The 15072-nt window shown below is 34.2% G+C and carries 15 protein-coding genes and 3 pseudogenes; 9 read left to right on the top strand and 9 right to left on the bottom strand.

The window, feature by feature from the left end:
• Nucleotides 1-10: 10 nt before the first annotated feature.
• From OOK87_RS00915 to OOK87_RS00905, 3 genes and pseudogenes are all read right to left on the bottom strand, one after another.
• Nucleotides 11-484 carry a hypothetical protein gene (locus OOK87_RS00915; protein ID WP_264687789.1) on the bottom strand — a complete coding sequence of 158 codons (474 nt, stop codon included), beginning with the start codon at nt 482-484 and terminating at the stop codon, nt 11-13.
• Nucleotides 485-660: 176 nt separating this feature from the next.
• On the bottom strand, nt 661-2526 hold the full coding sequence (locus tag OOK87_RS00910; RefSeq protein ID WP_264687788.1) for a hypothetical protein: 1866 nt from the start codon (nt 2524-2526) through the stop codon (nt 661-663).
• Between the two features lie 124 nt (nt 2527-2650).
• Nucleotides 2651-2830: pseudogene (locus tag OOK87_RS00905) on the bottom strand (DNA methylase N-4); the annotation flags it as partial.
• Nucleotides 2831-3047: 217 nt separating this feature from the next.
• On the opposite strand from OOK87_RS00905, the gene OOK87_RS00900 reads away from it, so the two are divergent.
• Nucleotides 3048-4007: an IS110 family RNA-guided transposase gene (locus OOK87_RS00900; protein WP_264687787.1), complete on the top strand. Its 960-nt coding sequence runs from the start codon at nt 3048-3050 to the stop codon at nt 4005-4007.
• Between the two features lie 112 nt (nt 4008-4119).
• Here OOK87_RS00900 and OOK87_RS00895 read toward each other — a convergent pair.
• Together OOK87_RS00895 and OOK87_RS00890 are read right to left on the bottom strand one after the other, a co-directional pair.
• A pseudogene (locus OOK87_RS00895) lies at nt 4120-4329 on the bottom strand (major capsid protein); the annotation flags it as partial.
• A gap of 34 nt (nt 4330-4363) precedes the next feature.
• Entirely contained in the window at nt 4364-4741 is a 378-nt protein-coding gene (locus OOK87_RS00890; RefSeq protein ID WP_264687786.1) for a head decoration protein, read from the bottom strand.
• Between the two features lie 248 nt (nt 4742-4989).
• On the opposite strand from OOK87_RS00890, the gene OOK87_RS00885 reads away from it, so the two are divergent.
• From OOK87_RS00885 to OOK87_RS00850, 8 genes and pseudogenes are all read left to right on the top strand, one after another.
• Nucleotides 4990-5145: a phage tail assembly protein gene (locus OOK87_RS00885; protein WP_406719583.1), complete on the top strand. Its 156-nt coding sequence runs from the start codon at nt 4990-4992 to the stop codon at nt 5143-5145.
• Between the two features lie 109 nt (nt 5146-5254).
• A pseudogene (locus tag OOK87_RS00880) lies at nt 5255-7528 on the top strand (phage tail tape measure protein).
• Nucleotides 7528-7875, top strand: a complete 348-nt coding sequence (locus tag OOK87_RS00875) for a phage tail protein (protein ID WP_039950887.1) — start codon at nt 7528-7530, stop codon at nt 7873-7875. Before OOK87_RS00880 ends, OOK87_RS00875 begins: the two are co-directional and overlap by 1 nt.
• A complete protein-coding gene (locus OOK87_RS00870) occupies nt 7872-8081 on the top strand; it encodes a tail protein X (RefSeq protein ID WP_006015620.1) in 210 nt (69 codons plus the stop codon). Before OOK87_RS00875 ends, OOK87_RS00870 begins: the two co-directional genes overlap by 4 nt.
• Entirely contained in the window at nt 8082-9026 is a 945-nt protein-coding gene (locus tag OOK87_RS00865) for a contractile injection system protein, VgrG/Pvc8 family (RefSeq protein ID WP_108783958.1), read from the top strand.
• A gap of 52 nt (nt 9027-9078) precedes the next feature.
• Entirely contained in the window at nt 9079-9612 is a 534-nt protein-coding gene (locus tag OOK87_RS00860) for an ankyrin repeat domain-containing protein (protein ID WP_155968672.1), read from the top strand.
• 67 nt (nt 9613-9679) lie between these two features.
• Nucleotides 9680-9901, top strand: coding sequence for a hypothetical protein (locus OOK87_RS00855; RefSeq protein WP_108783956.1), 222 nt, complete (start codon nt 9680-9682; stop codon nt 9899-9901).
• A gap of 8 nt (nt 9902-9909) precedes the next feature.
• On the top strand, nt 9910-10824 hold the full coding sequence (locus OOK87_RS00850; RefSeq protein WP_264687785.1) for a patatin-like phospholipase family protein: 915 nt from the start codon (nt 9910-9912) through the stop codon (nt 10822-10824).
• A 95-nt stretch (nt 10825-10919) separates the two neighbouring features.
• On the opposite strand, the gene wmk (OOK87_RS00845) is transcribed toward OOK87_RS00850, so the two are convergent.
• The 4 genes from wmk (OOK87_RS00845) to OOK87_RS00830 all read right to left on the bottom strand — a co-directional run bounded on the left by wmk (OOK87_RS00845) (nt 10920) and on the right by OOK87_RS00830 (nt 14988).
• Complete coding sequence (wmk, locus tag OOK87_RS00845; protein ID WP_458694279.1) at nt 10920-11798, bottom strand: WO male-killing family protein Wmk; 879 nt, start codon at nt 11796-11798, stop codon at nt 10920-10922.
• A 153-nt stretch (nt 11799-11951) separates the two neighbouring features.
• Nucleotides 11952-12860 (bottom strand): WO male-killing family protein Wmk, encoded by a 909-nt coding sequence (wmk, locus tag OOK87_RS00840; RefSeq protein WP_006013992.1) that lies wholly within the window; start codon nt 12858-12860, stop codon nt 11952-11954.
• Between the two features lie 86 nt (nt 12861-12946).
• Nucleotides 12947-14143, bottom strand: a complete 1197-nt coding sequence (locus tag OOK87_RS00835; RefSeq protein ID WP_213863739.1) for a hypothetical protein — start codon at nt 14141-14143, stop codon at nt 12947-12949.
• 170 nt (nt 14144-14313) lie between these two features.
• Nucleotides 14314-14988, bottom strand: a complete 675-nt coding sequence (locus OOK87_RS00830) for a JAB domain-containing protein (RefSeq protein WP_264687783.1) — start codon at nt 14986-14988, stop codon at nt 14314-14316.
• Nucleotides 14989-15072 lie beyond the last annotated feature (84 nt).

Below are 15072 nucleotides of genomic sequence, written 5' to 3'. Positions count from 1 at the left end.
CTTTTTATGTTTAAAATTTAGCGTTAGATAATTCTTCAAGTGAGCTTGTAATCTCTTCAGTTAGCGCCATATGAATCTTTTCAGTGTCGCTCAGTGATGCAAGCAGTGCTGAAACTCTATTTGGAATATTAAGTAAATTATTACGGACAACTCTTGCTATGTTAAATGCTTCAGTTTTTACCTCTTCAATTGACACAAATTTACCTACTTCAGCTTTCACTTTAGCTTCCAATAGTTTACCACGCTCCATTTCATTTTTTATTCGCGTTTTTAGCAATATCGTTGAAAGTTTTTCTTCGTGCTCTAGGTTGTTCTTTCTCCTGAGTGGTTGACTTGGATCTCTTATTGCTGCTACCGCTTCATTTGCTTGTTCTCGGTCAATGAGCCCATCTTTGAGTTCAACAATTCCTTTCTTTACCAAAGAACAGACATATTGCTTTGAAAATCCTAGTTCTTTTGCCCATTCTGTTTGCGTGATTTTCACTTTTTTTTGCCTATTTTTTACGAGTTTTCTTCTTGAGTCTCTGAAAAGGTTTTGCCAATATCAGCAATTCCTTACTTGTTTATACTTTCCAATGTTTTAGAGATACTTTACTAACATCAAGCGAAGTACTCCGGTTTATAGCTGCTTTCTTTTTATATGGTGAAATTTGGCTATTTTCAACTAATACTATAAATTACATCTTTGTAGTTATGAGATTCAACCACTACTTGCTCTAGCGTTAAACTGCTGCATTTAGCATCTTTACTATGGTTTTCTTCAAGCACTTTTATTCTTGCTTCCTTTATTTCCTCAATGAACTTTTCATTAACTTTTTCTGGTTCAACTCTTTCCTCACAATATACAAGATTTGTGCAATTTGTTTTTCTGTAGTAATGTACTCCAAGGCATATCATTGATAGTGCAAGTATACTCGAGCCTACAAGTACTGATAGCCCTACGTTATTAATCAAAGCATTATGGTAAAACTTCTGTACACTACTAATACCACCTTCCACATACAGTAATAAAGGCCATACTATATTTGCAGCAACCAAACTGCTTAATAATGCTGTAAATAATGGCCTATCTTTGATTACTGATTCTACTTTATTTCTTCTACTAATGACTTTGTCGTCAATATTAATGAAATTGTTCTTACCCTTCCAAGCGTTAAGTGTAAAATGTGAATGAGTACCATTGCTGTATTCCAGTTTGACTGATTTTATTACTTTATCTTTTGGTTGATACTTTAGCACCTGATTCAAAGTTTCATTCGCATTCTTTCTCCCTACTTGACACTCTTCAATATCTCTAAATTGCTTTATTCCACAAAATATCGGACTAATTGCAACCAATAGTGCAACAGCTAGAATTGGTATAGTCACATAGATGGTACTGTTTGCAAAAAATGCAATTAATTGTGCTTTATTCTGTAAATATACCAAAGCTGCAGAAACGCTAAGTGCAACAGCAGCTATACCGAAAATTATAAATTCCTTCTGCTGCACTGTATATTTTACTCTTGGCAAAATTCTATTTGTTTTCTTTTCTTTTTTAATTAATGGAGTTTCTGAATTCACTCCTCCACTATTTGTTTGATCACTTTCATGTAGCAAAATATTTGAAGATATATCACTAAGTGTGTCAATAGATGACCTTTCTGATGCTCCCTCTCTATCAGATATTGAGTTATCTTTCAGTTTCTGTAGATCTGATCTTTGTACTCCAAAGCTATTACCACTTATTCCACTATCACTCCCTTCTAAAACCTTTTTTGGAGATTTTGTATCTTGGTTTATTTTTGAATAAATAGGCTCGCCATTAGCTAGTTCTTCGTTTATTTCTGAATAAATAGGATCAGCATTAACTAGTTCCTCTATATTTTCCTCGTTATATGATTTTACTTCTAATGATGATTTTGATGGTGCAATAGACTGTATAACATTTGACACATGATTTTTTGCTGTTCTAGGTGAAGGTGGAGCCACACTCCTACTATTGTCCTGCTGTACGATTTTAGGTGATGACTTTGGCTTATCCCCTGATTTTCTATCCTCTTCATGCACATCTATTTTGTCATATGTTTGGCAGTTGGAAGATGTGCTGAATGCCACATTAAACTGATCAGGATAATATCCACCGTTATATCCTATTCCATTTGCCTCACAAACTGCATTAAATTCGTCCTCTATGTCTTCACCCTCATCTAATGATGAAAGTGCATCAAATTGATCAGCACCTGCCTCGTCCATTTCTAGTGTAATACTGCTATCACTACCATTTCTAATCACATTCGAAAAAGCTGCCTTGTATTCAGTGTTGCACTGCTTCAGATCGTGACTACCACAAGTTTGCTTCATATGTTTCTCCTTAATAATAGGTGTTTGCTTCGTACCTTTTTCAAACAATTCAATTCTCTTCTTAACAGATAGTGTAGAATCTGAAACATTATTTTCTACTTCTTCAGAAAACAACGATGTTTCATTACTTGTTTGCGACGTTACTACTCCAGCTGACGTCTTTGCTTGATTCATTGAGTGCATCACATTTAATCCAAAGTTATTTGTTACGCTAAACTCATTAAAATACGGTATATACCAGTAAATTAATATTACAACTACTCAGGCTTACTAAATTTCTGTTTGCATTATCCCTTCCACTTTTTTCTTACTGTTTTTCTTCTTGAATTTCTGCAAAAGTTTTACCAGTACCAGAAAGAATTGCCTCCCTACCTGTGTATATTTGCCAACGTTTTATGGTTACATCTACAAACTTTGAATCTAGCTCTATTGTTCTACAAATTCTTCCTGTTCTCTCACATGCAATCAGTGTGCTGCCAGAACCGCTTATATGTTAAAAACAAGTTCATAAATATTACAAAGTGGTAATATTAAGAACATGCAGAGAAGAGGAACCGTAGATCGCCTTGGTCATAAAGGACCGTAATTTAGCAAGGTTCTCTTCCCTGATTATTTACTGAAAAGTTCCGAACAACTGATTGAGCTTTTAGGCTCGTATATAAGGGTGGAAAATGCAGTATTACATGTTATTCTATGGAGGAATTATGAATTTATCAAATATCATTGCTGGCATTGATTTTAGCAAAAATAAACTAGATATCCACATTCATCCACTTGGACATTATAAAGTATTTGAAAATAACGTTCAAGCTATTGATCAAATACTCGACTTTTTGCATTTACATAATGTAATCAAAGTTGGACTTGAAGCAACTGGTGGGTACGAAAAATTATGTGCTTATACTTTACTAAGCCATGGTTTCGAAGTATATGTAATTCAACCTAGATGGGTGAGAGACTATGCAAAAAGCCTTGGTATTGCTACTAAAACTGATAAAATAGACTGCAGCATTATCTCACGTTATATTAATAATACAGATATGCGCGTTACTCCTTTAAAAGTTAGTAATGTTGACTTCTTGAGGCAAAAGCTATCTCGTAGAAATCAACTAGTAGAAATGGCAAAAATACAAAAAACTCAAGCTCATCAAGTAACTGATATATCCATAATCAAACAAATGGAAGAGCTACTTGTCATATTACAGAATCAAATTCAAGTTTTAGAAGATGAGATGATTGAGTTGATTGAACAAAGTCAAGAGCTTAAAAAAAAATACATATCAATAACTAGTATACCAGGTGTAAGTAAAATCACAGCTATTACTATTATTTGTTATCTGCCAGAATTAGGAACTCTTCAAAGAAAGCAAATATCTAGCATTGCCGGAGTTGCACCTTTTAATCGAGACAGTGGTTTTAATAAAGGAAAAAGGTGCATTCAAGGCGGTAGGTCACAAATTAGAACAGTCTTGTATATGTGTATTCTTAGTGCGCGGAAATGGAATTCTTTCATAAAAACTTTTTTTGATAGGTTACATAATCAATATAAAAAACCATATAAAGTTGCTTCCACTGCTGCTATGAGAAAGTTACTTTTACTTGCTAACTCTTTAGTAAGAGATGACAGGGTTTTTACTGAGGAATACAGCCCTAAGTCTGCTTAGATCCAACACTAGCAGATTAGTGTGGATGTGGATAAGTGCGCTTACACAGACTGAAAGCACTTATCTACATCCACACTTTTTAAAAGAATTTAAATCAAATATTACAACTTATTTTTCCAACAGTTGCTGGTGCTCCTGGAACTTGAGTTGGAAGTAGTGCTAAAAAACCGTTTTGTTCTTCAATGGCAATATGGCGAAACCTTACTGATTTACTCGGAAAAAGTTTTAAACTTTCAGTTCGACCAAAACTAATTGGTAAAATATTAATAGCTCCAGTTAATGCTGTCATATTGAATGCTGGATTTGAAAGTGAATTTTGCATAATGTTTAGCTCCTATTAAAAATTAATATAAAATTCAGATTCCTTTACGGACAATAATACCCCTCTCTTCAAGTTGTTTTATTGCTGCTGTTTTTTGCTCTTCAGTTATATTTGCTGGCCAGACAATTGCATGATCAGCAAGTAAAGCTACGCGAGTAATGATTACTGCTTTAATATCTGCATCTTTACTATTTACATCGTTTATAATCACACCTATTGCTGTTTGAGTACCATCTGTGCCTAGCGGATTTAGAGCTCTTATAAAGCCCCCATCATCTGTCTTTTTGCTAACCACTGCTCCAAGCTTTAGGTTTTGTCCCTTAGCAACAGTAATTTGGTCACGTGAGTATAGATTTGATGCCTCATATTTTAAGAGGTCACCAAGATTATTTGGTTCAGTTATACAAGACATGTTTTTCTCCTGGAAATTTTGGCTGATAAAGTTATTAATTTTGTTTTTTCCGCTGAATTTGTAGTTGCTATAGTCCGCGGAATAGCTTTAGCTTTGTAGGTTTATATATTTTGTCGTGCCTTGGCTGCCTGCATCAATAAATCCTCCGAAATTACGTAAAATATGTTAAAAGCATCTTTGGCTTTATAGCCCACCAAGTAAAAATTATTTTTCAGTATTTTTCATTTCTCTATTGACTTTTAACACAACTGCTAAATGGTAGTGATTTAAGTAAAGAAGTCACTCTGACAGCGAACTTAACATCAGTGGCAAAAGAATCAATTGAGGAGTTAGATATTGCTGATTATGTTAAAGTACAAGAGGTGCTCAAGGATTTTTTTTCACCAGTTATTCAAAGAACTTGAGGTCAGAAGTATTAATGTTCAGCTCTGTTGTAGGAGGCGGAGTTGAACAAATACTTGATATGGAGATTAGTGAATTTATTTTATGGAGCAAATTAGCTAGGGAGTTCAAATGTCAGTATTATCGATAAAAATAGGTGCAGTACTTGATGGCAGTTTTAATACTGTAATAAAGGGCAGTAGTAGTCAACTTACTCATCTTGGTGAGAACATAAGAAAGCTTGACTCATCTTTAAAATCAGTATCAAAATTTAAGCAGTTGGGTAGTGATGTTTTGACTAGCAGGAGGTCGTGGAAGGGCTTTGAAGATCAAGTAAAATCTTTAGCTAAACAAATGAAAGCAATATAGAAACCGAGCAAAACTTTAAAAGCTGAATTTGATAAAGCTAAGTTTTCTGCAACAAAAGCAAAAGAAGCATATTTGAAAAAGAGAGATGCTTTGCATTCATTTAATGAAGAAGTAAGGAAAAGTGGAAGAAATATTAAGTCATTAGTAAGTGATCAATATAAACTTGGTTCTTCTATTGAAGTGCTAAAAGGTAAGTATGGTAAGCTTGGGTCTGCAATACGTAGTCACCAAAGTTTTTTAGCAAGCAAAGCACATTTTAAGTCACAAATTATAGAGACTATTGGGCTAGGGCTAACGCTTGCAGCTCCAGTTAAAGTTGCGATTGACTTTGAAAGTGCTATGGCTGATGTTACAAAAGTGGTAGATTTTAAAAAAGGAACGGATGAAGCAACTAAATTTGCAAAGAAGTTAAAAGAGATGTCACGCACTATACCATTATCAGCCGCAGAACTGGCACAAATAGCTGCAAGTGGTGGTCAACTTGGTATCAAGAAAGAAGATCTTTTTATGTTTACAGAAACAGTGGCAAAAATGTCTACAGCATTTGATATGTCTGCAGAGCAAGCAGGTGATTCTATAGCTAAACTCTCTAACGTTTATGGCATTGATGTTAGTAAAATGGAACATGTTGGTAATGTGATCAACCACTTATCAGATAACACTGCTGCTAAAGCAAGAGATATGGTTGAAACTCTAGCAATAGTTGGTGGTACTGCAAAGCAGTTTGGTTTGGATATCGAGAAAACAAGTAGTTTAGCAAATGCTTTCATTAGCTTAGGTAAAACACCTGAAAAAGCTGCAACTGCTATAAATGCTCTACTTAGTAAACTTCAGACTGCTGAAGAACAAGGAGGGGATTTTAAAGCAGCATTAGAGCAAATGGGAATAACTGCAGAAGAAATAGTACAAAGAATAAGCGAAAACGGCGAAGAAGCATTACTCTATTTTTTTCAAACTCTAAAGAAAATGGATAACCAGGAACGTTCTACAATCCTTATGAAACTTTTTGGTCAGGAATATCAAGATGATATTGCATTATTAGCTGGAAGTTTTAATAAGTATGAGGATGCAATAAAGTTATTGGCTAATACAGAAAAGTACAAGAGCTCTCTACAAGAAGAATTCAAAAATCGTGCAGACACTACAGCTAATAAATTACGACTTCTTCGAAATGCAATAGCTGAAGTTGGTATGAACCTGGGCTCAGTGATGTTGCCTACTTTAAAATCTATAGCTGAATTTTTACAAGAAAAAACTAGATATATAGCAGAGTTTGCAGAAAAATATCCAACTTTAACCACGGCGATCATGGGTACTGTAGCATCCTTGATAAGTTTAAAAATTGTAGCAGTAGGACTAGGATACGGATTTACATTGCTAGGAAGTACGATTTTTAGTCTGAAAGCAAACCTACTTGGAGTATTTTCATTTTTATCAGCTACAGTTTTTCCTGCAGTAGTAACAGGACTAAGAGCAATAACACTCGCTAACCCTATAGGACTTTTAGTTGCTGGACTTGTTACTGGTGCAGCTCTTGTTATAGCTAACTGGCAAAAGGTGAAAGACTTTTTCTCTAGCTTGTGGAAATCACTCATTGAACCTATAGGAAAAGCTTTTTCATGGATAGGGGAAAGTGTATTTGGAAAAGTATTGGAAAATAGCCCACTGAAAGAATTTGAAAAAAGAAAAACTGAAATAAAAGCAGTCCATACTCCCATAAAGAGTAATATTCTCAACAGTGGAAATCCTGTGCTAGGTAACAGTATAATTAAAGAATTTTCAAAGAGAAATAAAAATAGCTTCAGAGTCAAAAGCCTTATTGAGGAGAAAAAGTTTACAGAGAGCGATAAGATATTTGCAAGGAGTAAGTTTGAAAATAAAGAACAAAATAAAACTCAGAACATCACTAATAATTACACTATCAGCATTAAAGCAGAACCTAACCAAGATGTTCGTAGTCTTGCAGATGAAGTAATAAAAAGGATAAGAGAAAAGTCACGTGATGTTTTATTTGATACGGTAGAGACATTTTATTGATGCTATCTCTTGGTCCGTATAAGTTTGCTCCCACAAGTTTAAAGTATAGCAAAGAAAATCGTTGGAGCACGATTGAGTGTATTGAAAATATGCCACTATTACAAAATATCGGTCAAGGTGTAGAAAATATAGATTTAGAAGGAATGATTTATCTGCATAATCTCAACGGGCTAAATCAATTAAAGAGTGTGAAAGAAGCTGAAAAACCACATATTTTAGTAGATAGTTTAGGTAATATTTTAGGACAATTCGTAATTACTAGGTTAGAAGAAAAGCAGATGTATTTTTTACCTAATGGACTACCAAGAAAAGTTGAATTTAGTTTGAGTTTAAAAAGCTATAGATGACTGTATACTATGTGAGTAAAGAAAATGAGATGTTAGATCTGATTTGCTGGAAACATTACGGATTTACTGATGGAGTAGTGGAATTAGTACTAGCAGAGAACTTAGGTTTGGCAGAATACGGAAGCTTTTTGCCTGCAGGATTAAAGATAAAGCTTCCTACTATTAAGAAAATAGTACAAAAGTCAAAATTAAAGGTCTGGGAATAAATGCAGCCAGATTTTATAATAGATAAATGTGAATCAATTAAAGATAGAGTTATATCATTGCACCTTACAGATGAATCAGGAATAATAGATGATGTAGTTGAAGTGTGTGTTAATTACAGGGATGAAGACATAGATATTCCGAATGAATTGAACATAGCACTAGGTTATAAGGAATTTGGAATCTTTCCAATGGGTATATATACAGTCAACGAAGTGACTATACAGGGTCCACCTAAGACTCTACTAATCAAAGCTCATGCAACAAATTTAAGAATATCTTTGAAGGCAAAAGTATCAAAAGAATGGCGCCAAATTACCATAGAAAACTTAGTAAAAGAAATAGCCCAAAAACATGGATATGGATACAAAGTCGCTAAGGAATTTAAGAATGTATTGATACCCCATATTAATCAGGCAGATGAAAGTGATATAAGTCTGTTAACAAAGATCGCAACAGAGCGTGAAGCAATGGCAAAATTAGCTGGTGGGTATATATTGTTTATTTCAAAGAATATGGCAAAATCAGCCACAGGAAAAGCTTTAGGAACAACGACTATTAGACCTCAAGATACAATTAACTGGAAAGTACATTTTACCGTACGTGATAAGTATAATTCAGTAGTGGCAAAGTGGCATAGCTATGAAAAGGGCGAAACTATTAAAGAAACAGTTGGTAGTAGCGAGCCAAGTTATATTATGCTGGAACTTTACTCTAATGCAGAGTCAGCGCTGAGTGCAGCAAATGCCAAGTTGAAACAATTGAAGCGTAACAATGAAGCTTTAGATATAACTATGCCTGGTAATCCTCAAATTTTTGCAGAAGCTAAACTTAATCTTATAGACTTTAACCAAGCGGTAGATGGTGAATGGATAGTTAATAGAGCGGAGCATACTTTAAATAGCTCAGGTTACCTTACTATGTTGTCAGCATCTTTGAGTAAGTAATGTTAATAAAAAATGAGTAAATGATCTATTTAATATTAAAAAGATGTTGAATATGGATAAATTGGGTCAAGATACAAAAAACAAGCTGCATTTTTGGTGGCTTATAACAGTAATAGTATGTATTATTGCTACCTATTCCTACATGAAGGCAAAGGCTGCAGATAATTATAAAACGATATTACGCATTGCTTCTCAAAATTGTAACTTAGAGACTGTAAAATTCTTAGTAGAAAATCTATTAGATATTAATGTGCAGATCCCTAAATTAACAGCACTACATTATGCTGCAGAAGAGGGATGTGCAGAGGTTGTAAAATTCCTAGTAGAAAAAGGAGTTGATATAAATGCTACGAAATATGAAAGATGGACACCTTTACATGCAGCTACATATGAAGGCAAATTGGAGATAATTAGATTTTTATTAGACAAAGGTTCAGACCCTACCATTAGAGATACAGATGGAAAAACACCAAGGAAAATTGCTGTATTAAGATCACGGCATAATAAGGACAAACCTTATGATGAAATCATTAAGCTACTTGCAGAAGCAGAGGACCGATACGAATCAACAAAAAGTAATCACTAAAGCTGTAAGTTTTCTATAATCTGCATATAAATTTCCAAAACTATCCATAACAAGTTAATATTTTCACATGAAAAAGCAAAAAATCCCAATAGCGGTAATAATAACAATAGTTGTACAGACTGTAGGGTTAATCTGGTGGTTGGCAAAACTCGACCTACGTGTACATATCCATGATAAATTTGTAGAAAAAAACCAAGAACTAATCGAAATAGTCTATCGACTTGAAGAGAGAGTGAAAAACCTCACTGAAGAAGTCAACGAACTTGAAGCTATTCACAAACACAAATAAATTTTACAGTGACAAAGTACATTTTATCTGTAGATGGAGGTGGCATTAGAGGGATAATACCTGCCATTATTCTAGCAGAAATTGAATCTAGGACAAAAAAGCCAATTTCCCAGATTTTTGGTTTAATGGCAGGAACCTCAACCGGTGGGATTATTGTTGCTGGACTTTGTAAAAGCAATAAACTTCAATACTCTGCCAATGATTTGGTTGAACTTTACCAAGAGTATGGAGCATATATCTTTCAATCATCATTTTGGAGAAAATCAATTGCTTCTTGGCTGAGTGGTTCTCAGTACTCATATAGAAATATGGAATTTATTCTCAACAAATACTTTGGTGAAAGTACTATGGCCGATGTTGCGAGTAATCTACTACTCACCAGTTATGACATTCACAATAGTTGTGAATTTTTCTTCAAAAGTTGGAAAGAAAAAAACATTAAGTTGAAAGATGCACTCAGAGCTACAACAGCTGCTCCAACGTACTTCACACCAAAACGTCTGAAAATTAGCCAAACAGAGAGAGTATTGATAGATGGTGGAGTGTTTGCAAATAATCCAGCGGCTTGTGCATATGCAAGTGGTAAGAGGTTATTTCCAAATGATGAGATTATACTGCTATCAATAGGCACTGGTGGAACAGATAGAAGTATAAAGTATGCTAACTCAAGGAAATTTGGCAAAATAGGGTGGATCAAGCCACTACTGAATGTGATGTTTGCCTCTGGATTGGATTGCGTTGATTATCAACTAGAACAAGTAATAGACGATAAATATATAAGAATACAATCGCAATTGAAAGTAGCATCGACTGAGATGGACAATATTACACTCAAAAATATCAAATCTCTTCAGCAAGAGGCAAATGCAATGATAGAGGACAACCAGAAATTAATAGATAAACTTTGCGATTTCATATCTTAATTTATACCAAGCAAAATTCAACTGAGCCAAAAAAGTTGGTTAGCAAATTCTGCTGGTTAAATCATTAACTAACTTTACTTATATCTTAAACACATTCAATTTTCACACTCACCCAACTCATCAGCAGTTAGGCCACTTGCTCGCACAATAATATCAATAGCAACACCTTCCTTAACTAGATCTTTTGCAATCTTGATTTTCTCTGCTTTTTTAACCTTTTCTTTACCAGTTTGCATTCCTTCAGATAAAGATCTGGCTACCGTATCCAGTAATTCTTGATCCTCAATTTTTTCGCATTTACCTATAAACCCAAAAACTGGCTCATTTTCATATTCTGTTAGTCCAAGAGCTTTAATGTTAACTGATAATGTCTTTGCTATCTTATATAATATTTCAATTGGAATGTCTGTATATCCTCGTTCATAGTCGTGTATTTCTTTAGGTGTTGAACCGATTTTATTTGCCAAGTCCTCCTGAGTGTATTCCCGTATTAATCTCTGCTCTTTTATCCTTTTCCCCACTTTGTAGAGTATAGAATCAGTACAAATTTCTTTCTCTATATCATCATATTCATAAGTAGATAAGCGAGTCACTTGGGAAATAATATCAACTGAAACTCCTTCTTTCACTAGATTCTTTGCTACTTCTATTTTCGCTTCTTCTTGGCTAATTTTCTCGCTAATATATACAAACCTTACTAATGGATACAGCTTCTTGCGTAATTCCTGATCCTTAATTTCTCTATGTATTTTTGTTAGATAGACTATTTCTTTATCCTCATCTTCATACCAACTGTTTTCTCTTAGTACTGTTGGTCCTGGAAGTAGATCTATAACATTAACTGACAATGCTCCTGCTATTATATACGATTCTTTGATTGTAATAGCCTTGCACCCTAGTTCAAAGTTATGTATTTCCTTATATGTTAAACCAATTTTGCTTGCTAATTTTGCCTGAGTATACCCTTGTACTATACTACAACCTTCTATTTTTTCCCCAGCTCATAGCTTACTGAGCCAATATGCTCTGAATTATCATAGATAAATCCTCTAAAAGCTGTTTTTCCTACAGAAGCAAACATATATTCTATCACAAAAAAATCCACTATTGGCTAAGTTTTTATGAAATCACAAAAATTTCTCAATCATATAATTTGATAAGCCTGTCGTTTGCAAGATAATATCAACAGAAATTCCTTCTTTCACTAAATTCCTTGCAACTTCAATCTTCTTTTCCTCTCTGACCTTTTCTCTATAAACATGTATACCTTCAAATAAAGACTTGATTAGCATATCGCGTAATTCCCGACTCTCAATCTTTTTGTATTCTTCTATCAACTTTGATAGCTTTTCTTCCGCTTCACTATCCTCATCTGATTCGGGAAGTAGATCTATGATACTGATTGATAATACCTTTGCTATTTCATCTAACATTTCAAGTGAGACAGCAGCTCTCCCTTGTTCATATTCGTATATTCCTTGATTTGTTATGCCAACTTTATTCGCTAAATCTTTTTGTGTATATCCTCGTATCAATCTCCACTCTTTTATCCTTTGCCCTACTTTGTATGGAACCGGAATTTTGTTCTCCTCATACTCACCAATAGATAAGTTAGTTGTTCGAGAGATAACATGAGCAGAAACTCCTACTTTCATCAAACCCCTTGCTACTTCTATTTTTACCGCTTTTCTGCTTCTTTCCTCACTCAAACGAATAAATTTGGTTAATAAATAAAATACCTCGCTTAATTCTTTATCTTTATAACCCTTTACTAAATTTAATATTTCTTCATCTTCAAAATATCTTTTTTCATTTGGTAGCGTCTCTCCACAAACTAGACCTTTAACATTTACTGATAATGCTTCTGCTATAGCATATAATTTCTTAATTGGAATTTTACGACTCCCTTTTTCATATTGCAGTATTGCCCAGTACTTTACACCAACCTTCTCCGCTAAATCCTTCTGAGTATACCCTCTCTCTAACCTCCAATTTTTTACTTTTTGCCCTACCTCACAGTCTAGACTTTTTTCCATACAAAGAACCATACATATAATATTTTCTACTATAGCTCAAAGGCTCCAGATATAATGGTAGACTCTGGAACCTTAAAATAAATGAATTAAAGCCCCCTAAAAGTTTCTTTACTATTTTCACGTACTTTATCTACCCATGAAGACAATTTTTCACTTGGGCTATCAACCTCCTTCATAAGCTGCTTGCTATTCCATATGCCACATCTCATAAAACTTCCCTTTTCTACTGCTTCTTTAAGTTTTACTCCAGCAAAAAGACAATTTTTTCCTATTTCTTCGCCTCTTTCTTGTAATTTAGACCACATTTCCTTATTTTCTACTCTGACTTGTACTTGATCATATTTTTTTACATCGTGGTACAATATAATATCTAGCTTACCAATGCTTGTAGGAAATTCTAATATAATAGAGCTTCCATCTGACATATCGATATAGTTTCTTATACCTCCCTTCTCACTTTTAACCTCAACTGCATCATTGCCAATTTTTAAAATATTACTTCCTAGCTCTCTTTTTGCTTCCAGTATTTTGGCTACCTCTACCTTGCTATCCCCAGAAAATTCTATATACGATGTTGTATTATCTATTTCAACATCTATTAATTCTCCTTCTTGCACAGCACTTTCGCCAGCTTTCTCTAGTTCTTCTAGTCTCTCATCTATATGTGGCTGAACTTCTGGTTGTAGCTCATTATAGATTTCACCTATCAATTTATTCTCCAATAAAGTATCATGAAACTCTGCACCGTTTAGCATTAATTTACGTATTAGCTTTTTACGATCAGCCTTATCAAATTTATGAAAATGTGTGCCCAGTATCACATATTCCGCGAGGCTCCACTCTCCATCATTACATGCATTTAGCCTTGCTCCAGCAGCTAGTGCTTCGTCTACAACCTTGTGCAGTTCATTTGGACTTTTTGCTCTTACCACAGCACTCTTAAACCAGCTCAACTTTTCTGCACTTGGCTTTATTTTTTTCAAAGCTGAAGCAAATGGATTTTTATCTTCTTGATCACTTACAGGTTTTGTGCCATAAACATAGTCAAATCCTTTCCCATAGTTGATTTTGTTTTCGCGAACTTCTCTACCAGGGAAAGGTGCTATTTCTTCAGGCTTTTTAGCCTTATTAATTTTGCTTACAAAGGTGGATTGCTCCTTAGTACGACCAATTCCTACAATAGCATTTAACACCTCACCTTTTGATAATCTATCAAGATCAATGTTTAACTCGTAAGTACCTCCTTCTTGATCATCAAAAGGTACAATTATTTTATTAACCATATTAGCCTCCGCTATTAAATATACTTTACTAAGTCTATAACCTACTTTATTACTTTATTATTAATTCAATATATACTTTCTCATTAATTATAAGCAATGATTAATGTGATTGCAAATACTTTCTTCATTCAAGTAGTTAAACAACTCATGAAAATCTTCAAACATCTGCTTTATAACAGTCCTTGCTCTTTAAAGCTAAAATACCCAACACTTGTGATGATAATGTGATCCAGCAACCTAATCCCTATAGTATGAGAAGCTTTAGCCAAGTCTTTAGTTACAGCTTCATCCTCATCAGATGGCTTTAACCTTCCTTCTGGGTGGTTATGCGATATTATTATTGACGTCGCTTTTCTTATTAATGCCTTTCTTGTTACTTCTCTTATGTAAAAAGGTACCTTATCCACTGTACCAGTGAACACTTCTTCCCCCTTTAAACGGCACTTTTGATCAAAATATATTATTTTCATCTTTTCCTCCTCTGAATAACCAATACTCACCCTCAAATATTTTACTATGGTTTCCAAGTTATCCATTACAGGTCCTTTCTTTAACTCTTCTCTTGGTACTCTCTTTGCAGCTTCCTTTAGGCATAAAATTACTGCTACTGTAGAGTCAGTTATCCCTTCTATAGTTTTCAAGTCATCTATTTCCTGGCCTAAAACTCCTCCTATTCCAAAACTATCTATTAGCTTTCTAGCAATAATTCGAGCTTCTTCCCTGTCATGCACTGCACTTAGAAACGTTTCTATTACTTCACGATCAAGTAGTGCTTTACCGTTGCTTTCTAATGCTCTGAATTCTATTTCTTCTCTACGATCTTTACTATTTTCCTTATTATTCATAAAAATTACCCTTCACTAATAACAAAATGTTTTTATATATTTACTGCTGTTTTTTGTCAGCATTGGCATAAGGCCATAGCTTTT

The organism is Wolbachia endosymbiont (group A) of Sympetrum striolatum, from assembly GCF_947250715.1.
Classification (GTDB): domain Bacteria; phylum Pseudomonadota; class Alphaproteobacteria; order Rickettsiales; family Anaplasmataceae; genus Wolbachia.
This window is presented reverse-complemented; position numbering and strand designations above follow the sequence as displayed.

What these genes read in the sequence shown, in the direction of transcription:
- OOK87_RS00910 (WP_264687788.1), bottom strand. Translation starts at nt 2,526, where the DNA reads ATGCACTCAATGAATCAAGCAAAGACGTCAGCTGGAGTAGTAACGTCG.
- OOK87_RS00900 (WP_264687787.1), top strand. Translation starts at nt 3,048, where the DNA reads ATGAATTTATCAAATATCATTGCTGGCATTGATTTTAGCAAAAATAAA.
- OOK87_RS00890 (WP_264687786.1), bottom strand. Translation starts at nt 4,741, where the DNA reads ATGTCTTGTATAACTGAACCAAATAATCTTGGTGACCTCTTAAAATAT.
- OOK87_RS00875 (WP_039950887.1), top strand. Translation starts at nt 7,528, where the DNA reads ATGCTATCTCTTGGTCCGTATAAGTTTGCTCCCACAAGTTTAAAGTAT.
- OOK87_RS00870 (WP_006015620.1), top strand. Translation starts at nt 7,872, where the DNA reads ATGACTGTATACTATGTGAGTAAAGAAAATGAGATGTTAGATCTGATT.
- OOK87_RS00865 (WP_108783958.1), top strand. Translation starts at nt 8,082, where the DNA reads ATGCAGCCAGATTTTATAATAGATAAATGTGAATCAATTAAAGATAGA.
- OOK87_RS00860 (WP_155968672.1), top strand. Translation starts at nt 9,079, where the DNA reads ATGGATAAATTGGGTCAAGATACAAAAAACAAGCTGCATTTTTGGTGG.
- OOK87_RS00855 (WP_108783956.1), top strand. Translation starts at nt 9,680, where the DNA reads ATGAAAAAGCAAAAAATCCCAATAGCGGTAATAATAACAATAGTTGTA.
- wmk (WP_006013992.1), bottom strand. Translation starts at nt 12,860, where the DNA reads ATGGAAAAAAGTCTAGACTGTGAGGTAGGGCAAAAAGTAAAAAATTGG.
- OOK87_RS00835 (WP_213863739.1), bottom strand. Translation starts at nt 14,143, where the DNA reads ATGGTTAATAAAATAATTGTACCTTTTGATGATCAAGAAGGAGGTACT.
- OOK87_RS00830 (WP_264687783.1), bottom strand. Translation starts at nt 14,988, where the DNA reads ATGAATAATAAGGAAAATAGTAAAGATCGTAGAGAAGAAATAGAATTC.